Here is a 17,544-nt window from a genome sequence, read left to right as displayed (position 1 = left end):
ACTAATACTGCATTTTCTCTTCGTAAGCCTGGTAAGCATCGTCAAAAATCGTCATGCTGGGCAGGTAGGCGGCATTTTCTTCCAAGTATTCTGACAATTTGGTCCGGTCCTGTTCCTGTCTGGGGAAGGTCGAGTCAAACTGGGCATTATTGGCAAACTGAGCCAGGTCGCTATTTGAATCCGGATCGCGCAGAGTCATCAGAAACTGGTAAAAACTTTGTCGGTATGCCATATATTACTCCGTGTAAAACATGACCGCGTAGGCCTCATGGCCAGCGTGGGTGATGATGATCGGGCTGGTTTCCTGGACCAGGATTTCAAGGCCCGGGTTAACTTCCTTGAAGCGCTGGGCAAGTTCTTCCATCTTGTCTCTGGTGTCGACGTAAGAGATGCCGACGTACTTGACTTTGTCGCCCAGTTCTTTTAATTGATCGACCAGCATGTCGTCGAATTTCTTGATGAACTTCTTGCCCCGGCCCCGGTAAGGAACGTTCAAGCTGCCTTCCTTCATGGTCAGGCCGACATGGAAGTTCAAGGCTGAAACCACCCGGCCGGCCCACTTGCCTAAGCGGCCGCCAGCCAGAATGTTCTGCAGGTTGGGCACCATCATTTCCAGGTACATGTTCTTGCCGATCTGGTCCAGGTGGGCCAGGATCTCATCCATTTCCTTGCCCGCTTCCGCGTCCTTGGCCGCCTCAATGCAGTAGTAGCCTTGCGAGCGGTCAGTGTAGCCGCAGTCGATGACCGTGATCTTGCCAGCCACCATTTCCGCTGCCTGGCGGGCGGAGTCAACCGTCCCGGACAGGGTCTTGGCCATGAAAATTCCCAAAACCTCACTGCCGTCAGCCGTCAATTCTTCCATTCTTTCCACGAACAAACCGACCGGGGGCTGACTGGTCTTGGGCAGTTTTTCCGCCTCATCCATTTTTTGGATAAAGTTGGCCCGGGTAATGTCAACGCCATCCGTGTAGGTATGTCCGTCGATCGTCACCGACAGGGGCACTACCGTAATACCGTATTTTTCAATTTCTTCCGGACTCAGCTGTACTGAGGAATCCGTCATGATCTTGATCTTAGACAATTTAACTGACCTCAATTTCCAAATTATCCTATCAGCTTCTCTGTTGTGATAGAATTAGACTTAATACAGAGTTTAGTATAGCAAATTTTCGGCTAAAAATTATAATTAATTGATCAAAACTGAAAGGGACTTTATATGGCTTTTAATCCTTGGCAGCCGGCTGAAGACCGGCCCAAATCTTATTACATCATTGACAATGTGCTCTCAGCCGTCGTGCACGGGATTGGCTTTGGCCTCTCAATCGCTGGCCTGGTCGTTTTAGTAATCCGGGCCGCCCACACCCACAGCGCCCTAAGAGTGACCACATTTGCCATCTATGGCTCCTGCATGATTCTGCTTTACCTCTTCTCAACCCTCTACCACAGCCTGGTCTTTACCAAGGCAAACAAGGTCTTCCAGATCTTTGACCACTCCTCGATCTTTATCGCTATCGCCGGCTCTTATACCCCTTATACCCTGGTCACCATCGGCGGGGCAAAAGGCTGGGTCATGTTCGGCATTATCTGGGCCTTGACGGTCTTTGGGATCCTCTATTATATCTTTAACCAGGGCAAGCATGTGATCGGCGACACCATCCTTTATATCGCCATGGGCTGGATGGTGATCCTGGCCGGCAGCCAGCTTTATTACAGCCTGGGGCCAACCGGCTTTTGGCTCTTAGTCTGGGGAGGCATTGCTTATACCTTCGGCTGCCTCTTCTTTTCCATGCGGGGATTGCCATACAGTCACGTCATCTGGCACTTCTTCGTTCTGCTGGGCTCCATCTTGATCTTCTTTTCAGTCTTGTTTTATGTCTAAAAAAGGCGCTGGTCACCAGCGCCTTTTAGATTGCCAAAAATTCCGCGATTGCTTCTGGGTTGTTTTCCACCTGGCCGCTGACTACTCCCTCAAGAGCCTTACGCAAGAGCTGGCCCAATTCCGGTGAAGGCTTAACGCCTTCTTTAATTAGCCACTGGCCATCAATGGCCAACTCCCCGGCTGTTTTGATTGGCAGGCGGTTATACCGGTCCAAGAGGACCTGGGTAGGCAGAGGCTGACCCAGAAGGCTGGCCAGCTTTAAAGCCGCTTTGAGGTTCTCCAGGCCAATTTCAAAGAGGTCAAAGTCGCTCACTTCTCCCTGGCACAAGAGGTCAAAAGCGGCCACGATCTGCCTGGTCCGCTGATTCATGGCGTTGGAGTTCTTCCAGGCCCGCATGAAAGCTGAGATCTGATCAGCCGGCAGGTTGATTAAAACGGCGATCAAACTCCAAAAAACTGCTTCGTCGTCTGGGCCCGCCTTAAGATCAGTGAAGACGGAGAGCTGGTCTTTTTTCCCCGCCAGGCCCGGGCATTCTTCACTTAAGCCTGTTGCCAAAAAGTCCTGGAAGGCCCGGCGGCTGTCCTTGCCCAGAGCCAGTTTGACAAATTCTTCTCTGATTCTTTCCACGGAAATCTTGCTTAAAAGCTCGTGGTTGTCAATAATTGCCTGCCTGGTCTTTTCTTCCAGGCTGAACGAAAGCTGGCTCATGAAACGGACTGCCCGCATCATCCGCAAGGCATCCTCGTGGAAGCGTTCTTCCGCCACTCCGACCGCCTTGATAACGTGGCGCTTTAAGTCGCCCAGACCGTCAAAAAGATCAATAATCTCCCCTTGCCGGTTCATGGCCAAAGCATTGATGGTAAAGTCCCGCCGCTTTAGGTCCTCATCCAGGTTCTGCACGAAGGTGACCTTGTCCGGCCGGCGGAAGTCCTGGTAGCCGGATTCGGTTCTAAAAGTCGTGATTTCGTAGCTGGAGCCTCCATAAAGGACGGTCACGGTTCCGTGCTGGATGCCAGTGTCAATGCTTTTGGCAAAAGTCTCCTTGACCTCTTCCGGATAGGCACTGGTCGCGATGTCCACGTCATGAATCGGCCGCTCTAAGAGCAGGTCGCGGACGCAGCCGCCGACGAAATAGGCTTCAAAACCAGCTTCTTCCAACTTTTCCAGGACCGGCATGGCCTGGGTAAAAACTTCCGTTATACGAGTATTAGTCATCTTCTTCTCCACCTTGACTGTTTTTTGCTAAAATTGATTACGCATGGGGAATTATAAAAGAAAGGAGTATCGAAATGAACAAGCCAAAATTCAAATGGACCACTAGTGACACGATCGATATCCTGATGATTGCCCTGGGCTCAGCCATCTACGCCTTCAGCGTGGACATGGTGTCGATTCCCAACAAGCTGGCTGACGGGGGGCTATCGGGTTTCACCTTGATTATCCGCCACTTCTGGGGCATCAACCCTGGTATCAGCACCTTCATCATCAACATTCCCTTGATCTTTTTAGGCTTTAAGTATATGGGCAGGCGGGCCATGATTTATACCGTCTGGGGAACCCTCTGCCTGTCTTTCTTCTTGAGCGCGTGGACCCTGCAGTCTATTATAGACCAAGTTCCCCTCCATCACGACCCCTTCCTGGCCACGGTCACGGCCGGATGCTTGTCGGGACTGGGATTAGGCCTGGTCTTCCGCTTTAACGGCACGACTGGGGGCAGTGATATTATCGCCCGGGTTTTGCAGGAAAAATATGCTATCACCCCCAGCAAGGGCCTTCTGGCTTTGGACTTTTTAGCCCTGGCCTGCTCTTTGTCCTACCTGGACTTTTTCCACGTTGGCTACACAATGGTGTCTTGCTTTATTCTCTCCAAGGTCATGGCCTTGGTAACTGAAGGCGGGACCCGGGCCAAGGGGGTCTTCATCATTTCCCAAAACTACAAGAACATCGCCAAACTGATCGACTTGAAACTGGAACGCGGCTTTACCTACATCAATGCTGAAGGCGGATATTCAAGCGATCCCCGCCACATGATCTACCTGGTCCTGTCGCCAAGGGAAATCCCGGAATTAAAGAAAATCGTCAAGCAAGAAGACCCCAAAGCCTTCATCACTTTCTTTGACGTCAACGAAGCTCTTGGCGAAGGCTTCAGTTACAAGACCAAACAATCCAGCTTATTTATCAGAAAGTAAAAGGAGTCACGCATGTGACTCCTTTTTTCATACATTAATCGTCTTTTCCAATCCGCTCTGCTGCTGTCCGCAGCTTTTTGGCAAATACTGGAGCCAAATGCTTGAGCAAGCGAACCGGTTCGATCTGGCCCTTGACATAAGCATTGCTGAGCATTAAGTAAGCTATCGTTTTGCCAAGCTCATTCTTCACGGGCACAAGCAGCAGCTGGTCAATAGCGTACTTATCCAAAAATTCTTCCTGTTCACTGAAATCAGCCTGCTTCTGGGCAAATTCCTTGACATCAGGAATCAGCAGATAATCCTTCCTTTGCAGCAAGTCGCTGAAAGGCTTCAAGAAGCGGTTGCTGATGTTCTCGAGCCTGTCTTCAACCGGCTGGGCATAAGGAGCTGTCCATTCGTAGTTAATTGAGAAGCTGTCAGTTCCGATTTCCAAAAGCACCGCGTGCGAAGCCTGAGTCACGTCACCAATTTCCTGCAAAGCATTCTGGATTGCTCTGAAGTACTTGCGGTCATCCAGAAGCTGCTGGTTAGCTTCAAAGAACTCAGCATCAGTTGCCACGATCCGCTTGATTTCTGCACTGTCTCTATCATCAACAGCAAAGACTGTCACCACGCAGTTTGGCACGGTTGACGCCTTGCTGTAGTAGCTGACCCAGCTGCGCAGGGCCCGGCAATAGCACTGGCCGCTTACGGCATAGCCCTTTAAGGCCTTCAAGCTGCTTGTCATCCACTCTTCTTCACCGGAGACATAATCAAGATAACGTTCACCAAACAGCTGCCCCTTATTGACGCCAACTAGCTCACAATAGCGCTCATTGGTAAAGATGTTGATAGTATCAATTACTTTGTCGCCGTGGGCGCTAAGCAGTGGCTTGTTGACCACCATTGGCAAAGGAAGGTCCAAGTATTCGTCAAAGACCTGGAAATCGACTGGATTGACCGTCTGGCTTTGGCTGCGGCGGTTGGCCAGGTTGATTGCCTCCTGGCCATTAGCAACTTCACTGGCTTGGGCCAGGCCGGCAATTGGCTTCAACTTGCAATCAAAGCCACCGATATTCCAGACTCCTTTTAATTCTTTGAGCAGCTGATCGACTTCTGTCTGCATTTCTTCTTTGGCCAAGAAGTTGCTGATGATGATGAAAGACGCATCCTTAACCCGGGCCAAAATAGCACTCTTGCTTGCCTGCTGGCTGATCAGCTTGGCACACTTTTCAATCAAAAGCTGGCAAAAACGTTGACCATATTTCATCTGCAAGTTGCTATAATTGCTGATTTCCAACCAGCAGACGGTATAACTCTGCTTATCGTGCTTCCAAGCCGTATCAAACTGGGCTAGTTCTGGCACCAGGCTGGAGGCATCGAGGAAGTTGGCCAGGTAGTCAAAGCCCCTGCTCTCCAGTGGCTTGTGGCTTTCGGTCTTTTTCAAGTTGACGTCGTCAAAGTAGCCGACCAGACCGATCACCTTGCCGTCTTCAAAAACTGGAAACTTCGAAGCAACGATTTGATGAAGAGCACCTTTGACTATCGCCGTGGTTTTGGCATTTACGGCAGGCTGGCCCGTCTGCAGGACCTCCAACTCATCGTCTCTGAAAGGCTTATTGTTGACGTGCCAGCCGATTTGATCATCCGTCTTGCCCAGTAGCTCACTTTGGCTCTTGAAGCCGTAGAAGTCCAAGAAAGCCTGGCTGACGCCAACAAAGCGTCTTTGCGCGTCCTTCCAGAAGATTTTCAGATTACTTTCTTTGATAATCGTCTTCCAGACCTGGTTTTCCACGTCGCCAAAAGCATTATCCAAGCTTTGGTGCTGATTTTTCATGATGTTTTTCAGCAAACCTTCACGTTGGCTTTCTTCAATTTGGGTGTCGATCTTGACCAAGAGGATGTATTGCTGGTTCTGGTAGCTGATCACCGTATAATCGGCCCAGGCATAGTCGCCGTTTTTAATTTGAGTACGCAAGCTGGTCGTGAACCATTTGTTGTCCAGATTGTCCAGCCGGTCCTGCAAACTTTGATAATCCAGCAGGTTGCGCCATTTGGCCAGGTCATCATGCATCACGCATCTTAAGCCATAATCATAGCGGAAGCTCTGAATGCCGTTGCGCTGAATCCCCGTCTTTTCCCCCGGCAAATCGCTGGCGATTACGTCCCAGCTGTCTTTGGCAAAATCAAGCAAGTAGATCCGGTTGTAAATTGGCAAAATGTTCTTTAAAGAAGAATTCAAGGCAAATTCCCGGTCGCCAACCTCGCCAATCGTCCCATCAATGCGCATTTCCATCAGGCAGACATTGCGACCTTCAACAACTGGCAAAAGAGATATCTGGGAATAGCGGTTGTCATAGATAAAGGTTTTGGCAACCTTCTGATGCTGGACGACTGCCATTTCTGCAATCTTCATCAACCAGTCTTGGTCAATCTTATTCTTGCCCAGGAGCTCCTTAAAAGCCTGGTTTTCAAAAAAGATCCGGCACTCCTGGCCATCATAAGCGCAGAGCGTGATTGGCTGGGGCACCATCACGTCAATAAGGCCCAGCTTGCTGTACATCTTGGCTTCTTCTGAATTCTCAAAGGAAAGCTTCTTGAAGGCCAGACTGGCTTCCAGCTCCTTGATTGGTTGAGGTTTTCCGTAGTAAAAGCCTTGGATGCGCTCGCAGCCAATGCTCTTTAAGAAAGCAACCTGCTCTTCAGTTTCCACCCCTTCCGTCAAAGTATGGATTTTCAAAGACTTGGCCATGGCCACGGCTTTAGAGACGATCTTTTTAGACCGGTCATTAAAATCGCGCATAAAGGCCATATCGATCTTAATTTCGTTAAAGTCAAAATCCTTTAAGGCATTCAAGGAGGAATAGCCACTGCCGAAGTCGTCCATCCAGACTTCAAAATTCAGCTGGTGGAAGCGGTCAATCGCCTCAACAATGTCGTGCTGGCTTTGCATTACGGCAGTTTCAGTGATTTCGATGCAGAGCAGCTGATGATTGATCTGGTAATGATCTGCCACTTGGGAAATTTCTTGCACCGGATCAATCACAGTAAAGTCAGACCGGGAAATGTTAATCGAAACTGGAACCACATCCTGGCCATTTTGAAAACGGTCGGCCAGCATTTTAGCCACGTAGTTCAAGACGAACAAGTCCAGCTTGTAGGACAGGTTAGCCCCTTCCAAAACAGGCACGAAGACACCTGGAGAGATCATCCCATATTTAGGGTCAATCCACCGGCTCAAAGCCTCCAAATTGCAGACTTTGTCTGTCAAAGTCCGGATGACAGGCTGGAAGTAAACCTGAACCCAGCCTTTCTCCAGGGCCTCATCAATGTGGTTTAAGATGTATTCCTGCAGGCGGTGTCTTTGGTCCAGTTTTTCATCATAGTAGACGATTCCAGATTTATAAGGGTCTTCCAAAGATTCGCAAGCCACCCGGGCCTGGTTGCAGGCACTGTCAAAATCGCTCTTGGCCAGATCCAGGTTGGCCACTCCAACCCGGACTTCCCGCCGGCTTCTGATCCGGTCGACCAATTCCTTCAGCCTGTCTTCCAGGCCATATTCCTCGCAGTAGGCATAAAAGCGGTCTTCCCCCGACCGGGTGCAGGCCTGGTTGCCAAAGCTCTCCTTGATGCAGTCAGCGACAAAACGAAGCAGGTCATCGCCTTGTTTAAAGCCATACTGGTTGTTGTAGTCCTTCATCCCCACCAGGTCAAAAGAAATAAGGGAAACGTGCTTGCCTTGCTTGATCATTTCTTTTGTCCGGGTCTGGCCAACTTCCTGGAAAGAACGCAAATCCAGCAAGCCAGTCAAAAGGTCCCGGTTGATGTTGATCGGAGTGATGTAGCACAGACGCAGATCAAAACTAGCGGCTTCTGCCTTGCGGATTTCCATATTGAGCAAATGCTCTTGACCCACGCGATCCTCAACGCTAAGGTGCTCTATCACCGCATTGTCACTGTCAAGCACAGCTCCCGCGTGATCCGGCTCTTGTTCTTTCAAAGGCGGCAGCAATTTTTCCTGGGCAAATATTGCAAACTGAGGCAAGTCTTCGCAGGCAAACAGGTCCAGCAGCTTTTTATTGGCATAGACAATTTCCATTTGTCTGTCTTTGACTTCCAAAACCATAAAGGGCTCTCGAATATAAGTAAAAGACTTTCGCAAGAAATTTGTCAGATTATCTTTCTCAATCATTTTACCAGCTTCTATCTAAGCAATTTACGTAATAAGATATGTTCACAAGCTATTATACTAAATTCCTCAATACTTTTTTAGGAAATCATAATTGTTTAACAATTTTTTGTAAAAGAAAAAACACGATAACACTTGACTTAGAGTAGAAAAAAACCGCTCTCAATCCCGAGAGCGGTTTTTTTCATTATTATGCCAATTTGGCAAACTGGCTGTAGTAGAGCTGACTGTAAAAGCCGCCCTTGGCCAACAGGTCATCGTGTTTGCCGCGTTCAATAATCTGCCCGTCCTTCATGACTAAGATCAAGTCAGCATTAACGATTGTAGACAAACGGTGGGCGACAACAAAGCTGGTCCGGCCCTGCATCAACTTGTCAAAGGCTGCTTGAATCAGCATTTCCGTCCGGGTGTCGATGGAGCTGGTCGCTTCATCCAAAATCAGCATTGGCGGATCAAGCAGCATGACTCTGGTGATGCAGAGCAGCTGCTTTTGCCCGGCACTGAGGCTGTCAGCGGAAAGAGGCGTATCAAGCCCTTGCGGCAGGCGGCGGATAAAGCCCCAGCTGTGGGCTTCTTTAGCTGCCTCGATAATTTCCTCATCCGTGGCATCTTCCTTGCCGTAAGCCAGATTGTCCCGGACAGTCCCCTCTTCCAGCCAGGTATCCTGCAAGACCATGCCAAAATTGCGTCTTAAGGCATGGCGGGACATATCCTTGATGTTGGTATCGCCTAAATAGATTCCGCCAGAATCAACATCATAAAAACGCATGAGGAGGTTAATAGTGGTCGTCTTCCCGCAGCCGGTCGGTCCGACCAGGGCAACCCGCATCCCCGGCTTGGCAGTCAAGTTGAAGTCGCGGATCAAAGGCTTGTCTTTTTGGTAGGAGAAGTTCACGTGATCAAAGACAACTGAAGCCGTTTTGACCTCACCCAGATTTTCATCGGATTTATTTAAGTCAACCGGGTCAACTTCCGCCTCTTCATTGATCAGTTCAAAGACCCGACCGGCACAGGCTGCAGCATTTTGCAGCTCTGTAATGACTGAGCTGATGTCGTTAAAAGGCTTCATGTACTGGTTGGAGTAGTTAAGCAAAACGCTAAGGCCCCCGACGGTCAAGCGCCCGCCCATGATGGCAAAGGCGCCCACCAAGGCAACCAGGGCATAGATTAGGGAATTGATGAAGCGGGTTGCCGGGTTGGTCAAACTGGAATAAAAGGTCGCCTGTTGGCTGTATTCTTGCAGGCGGTGGTTGATTTCAGCGAAGCGGCTTGAGGCAGTTTTTTCATAGCCAAAAGCCTTGACAACCTTAACCCCATTGACCATTTCCTCAATCAAGCTGGTCTGCTCGCCTCTGGTCTGACTCTGCTTTCTGAACATCTGGTAAGACCGGCTGGCAATAAAGCGGGCCACGATGAAGCTCAAAGGAGTCAGGACCAAAACTAAGAGGGTAATTTCCACTGACTGGCTGAACATGAAGACCAAGGTGGCCACAATGGTGATCATCCCGGTAAAAAGCTGGGAAAAGCCCAAGAGAAGACCATCTGAGAGCTGGTCAGTGTCCGCGATGATTCTGGAGACGATGTCCCCGCTTGGGTGCTGGTCTAAATATGACAAAGGCAAAAGCTGCAGCTGCCGAATGGCCTTTTCCCGGATGTCCTGGACGGTCCGGTAAGTCAGTTTATTGTTGATAAGGCCCATTACCCAGGTAGCAGCTGCTGAGACCAGAACCAAAAGCAAGATCTGGACCAGGTCCTGGCCAATAGCCGAAAAGTCAACTCTGCCCCGGCCAACGATTTGGTCAATGGCCCGGCCAAAAATGATCGGCACATAAAGCTGGAGGATGACGGAAACTGCCGCTAATATGATGCTGATGACCAAGAGGAGCCGGTAGCGGCCGATGATTGGCAGCAGCTGCTTCATTGCCTGCCAGCTGTCCATTTTTTTGTCTTGCTTTTTCACAGCGTTTCCTCCTTGTTCTGATTATGCTTCTCCTCAGGGAACTGGGAATAGTAGATTTCCTGGTAAACCCGGCAATTGGCCAGAAGCTCTTCATGCTTGCCGCTGGCCACCAGGTTGCCATCATCCAAGACCAGAATCTGATCAGCCTGCATGATGCTGGAAGCCCGCTGGGAAACCAGGATTTTGGTCACGTCCTTTAAGCTGGCCAGAGCCTGCCGCAGGCGCGCTCCCGTCGCCAGGTCCAGGGCGCTGTCGCTGTCATCCAGGATCAATAAGGGAGCCTGCTTGACCAGGGCCCGGGCGATCGTTAAGCGCTGTTTTTGCCCGCCGGACAGGTTGCGTCCTTCCTGCTCCAGTTTAAAGTCCAGCTGGCCGGGCTTAGCCAAGACGACCTCCTTAGCCTGGGCTAATTCCAAAGCCTGCCACAGATCATCGTCACTGGCTTTAGGATTGCCCATGAGCAAGTTGTCCCGGATGCTGCCGGCAAAAAGCTGGGCCTTTTGCGGCACAAGCGCGTACTGGTTCAGCAGTTCCTCTTTGGTCAAATCTTTTAAAGAAGTACCGCCCAGCTTAATTTCCCCTTCCCCGCAGTCATAAAAACGGGTGAGCAGCTGCAAGAGGGTGCTCTTCCCGCTGCCCGTACCTCCGATAATGCCGACGGTTGAAGCTGGCTTAATTGTAAAAGTCAAGCCGGCGACGGCTGGCGCGGCAGCTTCCGGGTATGTGAAGGATACGTTCTTAAAGTCGACCTGACTGTTTTTGACCTTAGGCCCTTCTTCTGGATAGGTCAAGCCATTTTCCGTGGCCAGGACCTGGCCAACCCGGTCCCCGCAGGCCCAGGCCCGGTTGATAGTGATAATCAGGCTGGCCAGCTTGATCAGTTCCACGATCATCTGGGCCAGATAGTTGTAAAGAGCCACTACTTGCCCCTGCGCCATGGAGCCGGTATTTACCTGAACAGCGCCAACTTGAATCAAGACGATAGCCGCGATGTTGATCATGACATAGGTTACCGGGTTCATAGCAGCTGACAGACGGCCGACAAACTCGTTCAGCTTGGTCATGGCTGAGACCTTTTCATCAAATTTGGCCACGGCTGATCTTTCTTTTCTAAAGGCCCGGATAACCCGGACCCCGGCCAGGTTTTCATTGCTTAGGCGGGTAATTTCATCCAGCCGCTTTTGTACCTTCCGGTAAAGGGGGATGCTGATCAGCATAATGCCAAAAACGACCAAGGCCAAAAGCGGGATCGCCACGGCAAAGATCAAAGCTGCTTTAAAGTTGACCGTAAAAGCCGCGATCATTGACCCGAAAACGATAAAGGGACTTCTTAAAAGCAGCCGCAGGGCCATGTTAAAGCCGGTCTGTACCTGGTTGATATCGCTAGTTAAGCGGGTGATCAAGGTGCTGGGCGGCAGCTGGTCCAGGTTGGCAAAACTGAAGTTTTCGACCTTGTCAAAAGTCGCCTGCCGCAGCTGGCTGGCAATGCCGACACTGGCCTTTGCCGCGAACCACTGGGCCGTAATGCTGGCGCTGATGCCCAAAATTGCCAATATTACCAAAAGACCGGTCTGCTGGAAAACATAAGCCCGGTTTCCTTCTTTAATCCCATAGTCGATGATTCTGGCCACGACCAGGGGGACGAACAGGTCAAAAAGAGCCTCCAGCAGCTTAAAGAGCGGAGCCAGAATACTCTCTTTTTTAAAGTCTTTGAGATAGCTAAAGACGTATTTCATATGCCACTTCCTTAAATTCTTTGATACTTCAAGATTCTATCATACTTTATTCTTATTAAAATCGACAATGGGATTTTTCTAAAATTATTTCTAAGTCTCTCATTTTTCCAGCTTTTCCACTTGATTTTTTCTTTGATTAGCAATAAAGTTTAGTCATAATATCAAGTAAAATCACTTTTTATCGCAAATAGCTCTATTTCTATTTCTTGGCAGCGCTTTTTAGCCGCAAAAATTAGAAATCGTTAGAGAAAAATTGCTTTTTTTAAAAGTTTCGAGTTTTTTAATAACAAGTGTTTTTATTTCTTGTGGAATTGATATATTATTATATCAGAACTGTTTGATACGCGTAGCATATATCTATCTGACATTTCAATCTTTTTATTATGAGGAGCTTAGTAAACCCGTGAGAATCGAACACCTAGAGATCTTTGTAAACGCCGCGCAGACGCAGAGCTTTACCAAGACTGCACAAAACATGAACATGTCCCAGCCAGCGGTTTCCCTGGCTATATCCTCAATCGAGAAGCAACTGGGCTACCAACTGTTCAGCCGCTCCCGCCGCAAGATGCTGCTGACCCCGGCTGGCCGGTCTTTATACAACAGCATCAAGAGCGAGCTTAACGACTACCGGACCGCTGTTTCCAAGGCTAAGCGGATCGCCATGTCAGAAGGGCAAATCACCTTGAAGGTCGGCTTGATTGGGATTTTGGCCGAGCAGCAGATCCTTCCTGGCCTCATTCGCCAGTTCCGCAGAAGCCGGGATACCGTCAACATTGAGTTCTTCGTTGAAAGCAGCCCGGTTTTGTTTGAAAAGTTGGCTTCCCATGAACTGGACCTGGTTTTGTCTACCCCGGAAGCCATGCCGAAATACCCGGACTTCACCTCCTACACGATCGGCAAATTAAAGTGGTGCACCCTGGTGCCAAGCGACAACCCACTGGCTGAAAAGGACCTGCTCTCAGAAAAGGACTTGGATGGCATGGACCTGGTCTTCCTGGACCTTTCATGTTCATCACCGCTGATTACCTTGATGCAGGACCGGATCGAAAAGAACTGCAAGCAAAGCCGGATCTTCTTCGCCAACAACGTCGTGGCCCAAACCATGATGGTCTACACCCAGCAAGGCCTGGCCATCCAGCCATACGCTGGCCCGCTTGACGATGACAATTGCGAAACTAACGGCCTAAAGCGGGTTCCGCTTGACGTCAAGGTCAGCTCAGACTTGACCCTCTTTACTTGCAAGGATGTCCTCAACGAACACGTTTTGGACTTGATGAACTGGCTCAAGGCACAAAACCTGGGCTAAAATTATAATCATATGCAAAAAATGCTCATCGTTTGATGAGCATTTTTCATTACCACTTTTCTGCCTTATCCTATTTGATTTCGTTAAAGGACTTATTGCAGTAGTTGATCAATTGCCGCATGTCCTGCTTGCCCCAGTTCCAGGCCCGGAATTCCTTCAAAAATTCTTCAGAGCAGTAGTTCAAGTAGTGGTCCTCTGCTTCTTCCAGGATCTGCCGGGGGTCCATGGCCTTGATTTCTGCCAGCCGGCTTTCTCTGATATAAGCATGGTCATTCAAAAGTGACTTGCGGGTAACAGGCTTTAACTGGCATCCCCAGCTGGCTGCCCGGGCAGCTGCCACGTGCAAAAAGGCGGCATTGTGGGTGATGCAGTCCTGCAGGATCTGCTGGCCCCGGCCTGACTGTCTGGGCATGTCCAGCTTGAAGCAGTATTGCCGGTCTAAAGTTAAAAACAGGCCGCAATTGTCCAGGCATTCAAACCGCTTCATTTGGTGCAGGCCCACCAAGTCAAGCGGCTTGTGGCGCATGATGAAGAAAGAAAAATAAGCATGCGAGCCAAAGGACTGCACGTACTGGTCGGACATCCCAAGCTGCCGGCAGAGCTGCTTTTTGATGGTCAGTTCATGAGCAGGTTCCTTCTTTCTCAGTTCATGAACCAGGCGGCGGCAAGTTTTCTTTTTCAGCAAGACCCAGCCGGATTCAGCATCATAAACGATTGTCTTATACTTGCCTAAGAGCTGGTCCATCTGGAAGTCATAGGCCGCGGCCGTATTTTGGTTTATCTGGTAGTCTTCTTCCGCCCGGGCCGCGATTTTCCCTTCCGCCAGCAAGACCGGCAGATTCTGCCGGTCAATCATCGCCACATTCATGTCACATATTCTCTTTTTAGTTCTCATTTTTCCCTAAATGTGCTCCTAACACGGTTTATCACTTACAAACTGTTATTTTCTCCTGGTCTAATTTAACAAAAAGGCTCTTGTGAAGCAAGCGGTTTCATTAAACTTGGTCAACTTTTATCAGCTTTGTATGCGCTTCCCTTTGATGGTTGATTTTCCAGCCGCTGACGTGTAGAATATTTTCCGTAAAAGTCCAGTTGTATTTTTAACTGGACAAGTCAAATTTTGTTAGAAAGAAAATGAAAATTTGCGAATCGACCTTATTTCATTGACAATCTCAGGGCTGGTCCTGCTGGTCTTGATTCTCAACATTCTCTACTCTCCGGCCTTCAACCGCCTGGACAAGAAGCTGCACAAGAAACTGGTGCGGACACAGAAGAATATTTTTTGGAAGATCATTGCCTTCATCAACGAGCCAAAACTGGTCATTGTCTGGGATGTCTTGATCGCCGGCCTCCTCTTAAATGAAGGCAACTACCGCCTGGGCCTTTGGGTCCTGGCCACCCTGGGGGTGACCGACGCGGCGGGTGTGATCATCAAGCATTTGGTCAAGCGCAGCCGCCCTCATGCCCACCTGTCAGAAGAAGAGGGCTACAGCTTCCCCAGCGGCCACGTCTTAGGGGCGACAACCATGTGCCTCATTCTCTACGCTCTTTTGCGCCGGCTGTTTGACCAGTATTTCGCCGTATTTCTCATCATCTACTGGCTCTTTGTCGTCATTTCCCGCCTCAATCTCCGGGCCCACTACCCTTCTGACGTGATCGGGGCGGTTGCTCTGTCAGTTTTCTGTTTTACAGTCGTGCAGACAATCTATGCCGCTCTCTTTTTAAAGTAAAAATAATAGTACCAATAACAACAGACGATAAGAATAATAGAGACAAAAAGTCCAGAGTTCTAATTTAACAGAACTCTGGACTTTTTATTCTTGCTTTTAATTGTGAAAGCCGACCATGAGCCCCCCTCTTTCCGCGTAGAAAGAGCACAGGCCCCGCATCGGCCGGATGGAAATCTCAGCATCAGGGAATTCAGCCAAAAGCATTTCCTTCAGCTTTTCAGCATCGGCCTCATTTTCGCAGTGGTCAATCACTACCCGGCCGCCCTGGTACTTCTCTTCTTTCATCTGCTTGACCAGTTCCCGCAAGGCCTTCTTCATCCCTCTAGCCTTGGTTACAGGCTGCAGGTCACCGTCAACGCTGGCCGTCCCAATCAAATTGATCTTCAGCATCCCAGCAATCTTTGCTACAGCTGGGGAAACCCGGCCATTTAAAGACAGATTTCTCAGCGACTGAAGGACGAAAACCAGGTGGGTCTGGGTCCGGTAGTCGGCAATTCTTGCTTCCAAGTCAGCAAAACGCAGCTTGTCATCTTTAAGAATTTCTTCGATTCCTTCCAGAATCACTTCCAATTCAGGCCCCGCTGACCGGGAGTCAACCACGACGATCTGGGCATGCGGGTGGGTTTCTAAATAGATGTCTCTGGCCTGCAAGGCTGAAGAGTACGTCCCCGACAAACCGCTGGTGATCGTCACAATCACTGCCTTCTCGCAGCCTTCCAGACTGTCCAGCCAGCGCTGGATGCTTGGAGCGGCAGTCTTGCCTGCTTCCTGGCTGGCTTCCATCTTGCCTAAAAAAGCAGCCATGTTCAGCTGCTCGTCATCGAGCCAATTTTCCTGGCCGATGGTCAAAGTCAATGGCACGACCTCAAGGCCGCGGCTTGGATCGCTCAAAGTATTGGCGCTTGAATCAACTATCAGTCTCACGTTTTCCATAATATTATCCCGATTCTACTTTTTTCCGGCAGCTTCTTCTGCCTTACCTGTTTCTAAATCTATTTTAACAGTTTTTGCCGTACTGGGGGATTTTTTCACTAACCGCTTTCAAGATAAAAAAGCTGGCAAAATTCTTGGCAAAAAGTAAAATTTGTAAAAAGTTGGTTATTGTATCCGTTTTCAACAAATCAGCTGTTTACGGATTCACAAGCTTATACTATAATGAACTTGTAAATAATTACAGAGCGAATGCTCTTGCTGTCGAAGGATTCCTTCAACAGCGTATTTTAAGGAGGATTTTTTAATGACCAAGGTTGTTATTGAAAACGTTCATGCTAGAGAAATCTTTGACTCACGTGGTAACCCAACTGTTGAAGTTGAAGTTACTCTGTCAAACGGCGTAGTTGGCCGCGCTGAAGTTCCATCTGGTGCTTCAACTGGTGAAAACGAAGCTGTTGAATTGCGTGACGGTGGCTCACGTTTGGGCGGCAAGGGTGTTATGAAGGCTGTTAACAACGTTAACACTGCCATCAACAACGAACTGCAAGGTGCAGACCCATTCAACCAACCAGCTATCGACAAGGCTATGATCGAACTTGACGGTACTCCAAACAAGGGTAAGTTGGGCGCTAACGCTATCTTGGGTACTTCAATGGCTACTGCTGTAGCAGCTGCTAAGGCTACCCACCAACCTCTTTACCGTTACCTTGGCGGTACTGACTTGTCAATGCCTCAAACTTTCCACAACGTTATCAACGGTGGTGAACACGCTGACAACGGCATCGACATCCAAGAATTCATGATCACTCCAGTTAAGAAGACTTCATTCCGTGACGGCTTCGAAAAGATCGTTAACACTTACCACACCTTGAAGAAGGTTTTGGAAGAAAAGGGTTACGAAACTGGCTTGGGTGACGAAGGTGGTTTCGCTCCTAACATGAAGGACTCAGAAGAAGCTTTGAAGGCTTTGCACGAAGCTATCGAACGTGCTGGTTACGTTCCTGGCGAAGACATTGCCATCGCTTGTGACTGTGCCGCTTCATACTACTACAACAAGGAAGACGGCAAGTACCACCTGGAAGGCAAGGTTCTTGACGGTGACCAATTGGCAGAATACTACGACAAGCTGCTCGCAGAATTCCCAGAATTGATCTCAATGGAAGACCCATACGACGAAAACGACACTGAAGGCATGGTTAAGTTCACTCAAAGCCACAAGGACCGTCTGCAAATCGTTCTTGACGACTTTATCTGCACTAACCCACGCTTGCTGGAAAAGGCCATCAAGGAAGGCGCAGGTAACGCTTCATTGATCAAGCTGAACCAAATCGGTACTGTAACTGAAACTTTGGAAACCATCCGGATTTCACGTAAGCACGGCTACAACACCATGATTTCTCACCGTTCAGGTGAAACTGGTGACACCTTCATCGCTGACTTCGCTGTTGCTACTAACGGCGGCCAACTGAAGACTGGTGCCCCAGCTCGTTCAGAACGTGTTGAAAAGTACAACCAATTGTTGAGAATCGAAGAACAACTCGGTGACGGCGAACGTCTCGACTTCTTCCCAGCTCAAGACTAATCATTAAAAGATTAGCTCAAGAAAGATCCGCATAAGCGGATCTTTTTTTGTGCCCAAATT

At 49.2% G+C, this 17,544-nt stretch carries 13 protein-coding genes; 5 read left to right on the top strand and 8 right to left on the bottom strand.

Annotated elements, in window-relative coordinates:
- Window position 1 precedes the first annotated feature (1 nt).
- Window positions 2–232: a YozE family protein gene (locus ACYVUV_RS04150; RefSeq protein WP_439775506.1), complete on the bottom strand. Its 231-nt coding sequence runs from the start codon at window positions 230–232 to the stop codon at window positions 2–4.
- Between the two features lie 3 nt (window positions 233–235).
- Window positions 236–1,081, bottom strand: coding sequence for a DegV family protein (locus ACYVUV_RS04145; RefSeq protein WP_439775505.1), 846 nt, complete (start codon window positions 1,079–1,081; stop codon window positions 236–238).
- A 135-nt stretch (window positions 1,082–1,216) separates the two neighbouring features.
- Between ACYVUV_RS04145 and trhA the strand changes: the two genes are divergently transcribed.
- Window positions 1,217–1,879 carry a PAQR family membrane homeostasis protein TrhA gene (gene trhA, locus ACYVUV_RS04140; RefSeq protein WP_484499013.1) on the top strand — a complete coding sequence of 221 codons (663 nt, stop codon included), beginning with the start codon at window positions 1,217–1,219 and terminating at the stop codon, window positions 1,877–1,879.
- A gap of 25 nt (window positions 1,880–1,904) precedes the next feature.
- On the opposite strand, the gene ACYVUV_RS04135 is transcribed toward trhA, so the two are convergent.
- Window positions 1,905–3,095, bottom strand: coding sequence for a CCA tRNA nucleotidyltransferase (locus ACYVUV_RS04135; RefSeq protein WP_484499012.1), 1,191 nt, complete (start codon window positions 3,093–3,095; stop codon window positions 1,905–1,907).
- A 74-nt stretch (window positions 3,096–3,169) separates the two neighbouring features.
- Here ACYVUV_RS04135 and ACYVUV_RS04130 point away from each other — a divergent pair, with 74 nt between their 5' ends.
- Window positions 3,170–4,069, top strand: a complete 900-nt coding sequence (locus ACYVUV_RS04130) for a YitT family protein (protein WP_439775489.1) — start codon at window positions 3,170–3,172, stop codon at window positions 4,067–4,069.
- Window positions 4,070–4,103: 34 nt separating this feature from the next.
- Here the strand turns inward: ACYVUV_RS04130 and ACYVUV_RS04125 are convergent, their stop codons facing one another.
- From ACYVUV_RS04125 to ACYVUV_RS04115, 3 genes are all read right to left on the bottom strand, one after another.
- A complete protein-coding gene (locus ACYVUV_RS04125) occupies window positions 4,104–8,174 on the bottom strand; it encodes an EAL domain-containing protein (RefSeq protein ID WP_484499011.1) in 4,071 nt (1,356 codons plus the stop codon).
- A 253-nt stretch (window positions 8,175–8,427) separates the two neighbouring features.
- Window positions 8,428–10,197, bottom strand: a complete 1,770-nt coding sequence (locus ACYVUV_RS04120; RefSeq protein ID WP_484499010.1) for an ABC transporter ATP-binding protein — start codon at window positions 10,195–10,197, stop codon at window positions 8,428–8,430.
- Complete coding sequence (locus ACYVUV_RS04115) at window positions 10,194–11,933, bottom strand: ABC transporter ATP-binding protein (RefSeq protein ID WP_484499009.1); 1,740 nt, start codon at window positions 11,931–11,933, stop codon at window positions 10,194–10,196. Before ACYVUV_RS04115 ends, ACYVUV_RS04120 begins: the two co-directional genes overlap by 4 nt.
- A 403-nt stretch (window positions 11,934–12,336) precedes the next feature.
- On the opposite strand from ACYVUV_RS04115, the gene ACYVUV_RS04110 reads away from it, so the two are divergent.
- On the top strand, window positions 12,337–13,239 hold the full coding sequence (locus ACYVUV_RS04110) for a LysR family transcriptional regulator (protein ID WP_439776303.1): 903 nt from the start codon (window positions 12,337–12,339) through the stop codon (window positions 13,237–13,239).
- Between the two features lie 70 nt (window positions 13,240–13,309).
- Here ACYVUV_RS04110 and ACYVUV_RS04105 read toward each other — a convergent pair whose 3' ends face one another.
- The gene (locus tag ACYVUV_RS04105) at window positions 13,310–14,134 is read right to left on the bottom strand and encodes a hypothetical protein (protein ID WP_484499008.1); all 825 of its coding nucleotides are present in this window, start codon (window positions 14,132–14,134) and stop codon (window positions 13,310–13,312) included.
- Window positions 14,135–14,381: 247 nt separating this feature from the next.
- Between ACYVUV_RS04105 and ACYVUV_RS04100 the strand changes: the two genes are divergently transcribed.
- Window positions 14,382–14,969: a phosphatase PAP2 family protein gene (locus tag ACYVUV_RS04100; protein WP_439776301.1), complete on the top strand. Its 588-nt coding sequence runs from the start codon at window positions 14,382–14,384 to the stop codon at window positions 14,967–14,969.
- A 96-nt stretch (window positions 14,970–15,065) separates the two neighbouring features.
- Here ACYVUV_RS04100 and ACYVUV_RS04095 read toward each other — a convergent pair whose 3' ends face one another.
- Entirely contained in the window at window positions 15,066–15,902 is an 837-nt protein-coding gene (locus tag ACYVUV_RS04095; RefSeq protein ID WP_484499007.1) for a DegV family protein, read from the bottom strand.
- A 304-nt stretch (window positions 15,903–16,206) separates the two neighbouring features.
- Between ACYVUV_RS04095 and eno the strand changes: the two genes are divergently transcribed.
- The gene (gene eno, locus ACYVUV_RS04090; protein WP_002879863.1) at window positions 16,207–17,484 is read left to right on the top strand and encodes a phosphopyruvate hydratase; all 1,278 of its coding nucleotides are present in this window, start codon (window positions 16,207–16,209) and stop codon (window positions 17,482–17,484) included.
- Window positions 17,485–17,544: the final 60 nt, after the last annotated feature.

It is taken from the genome of Lactobacillus sp. WILCCON 0149, assembly GCF_057197965.1.
The sequence above is the reverse complement of the archived record's forward strand: the minus strand, read 5'-3'. Positions and strand labels throughout refer to the sequence as shown.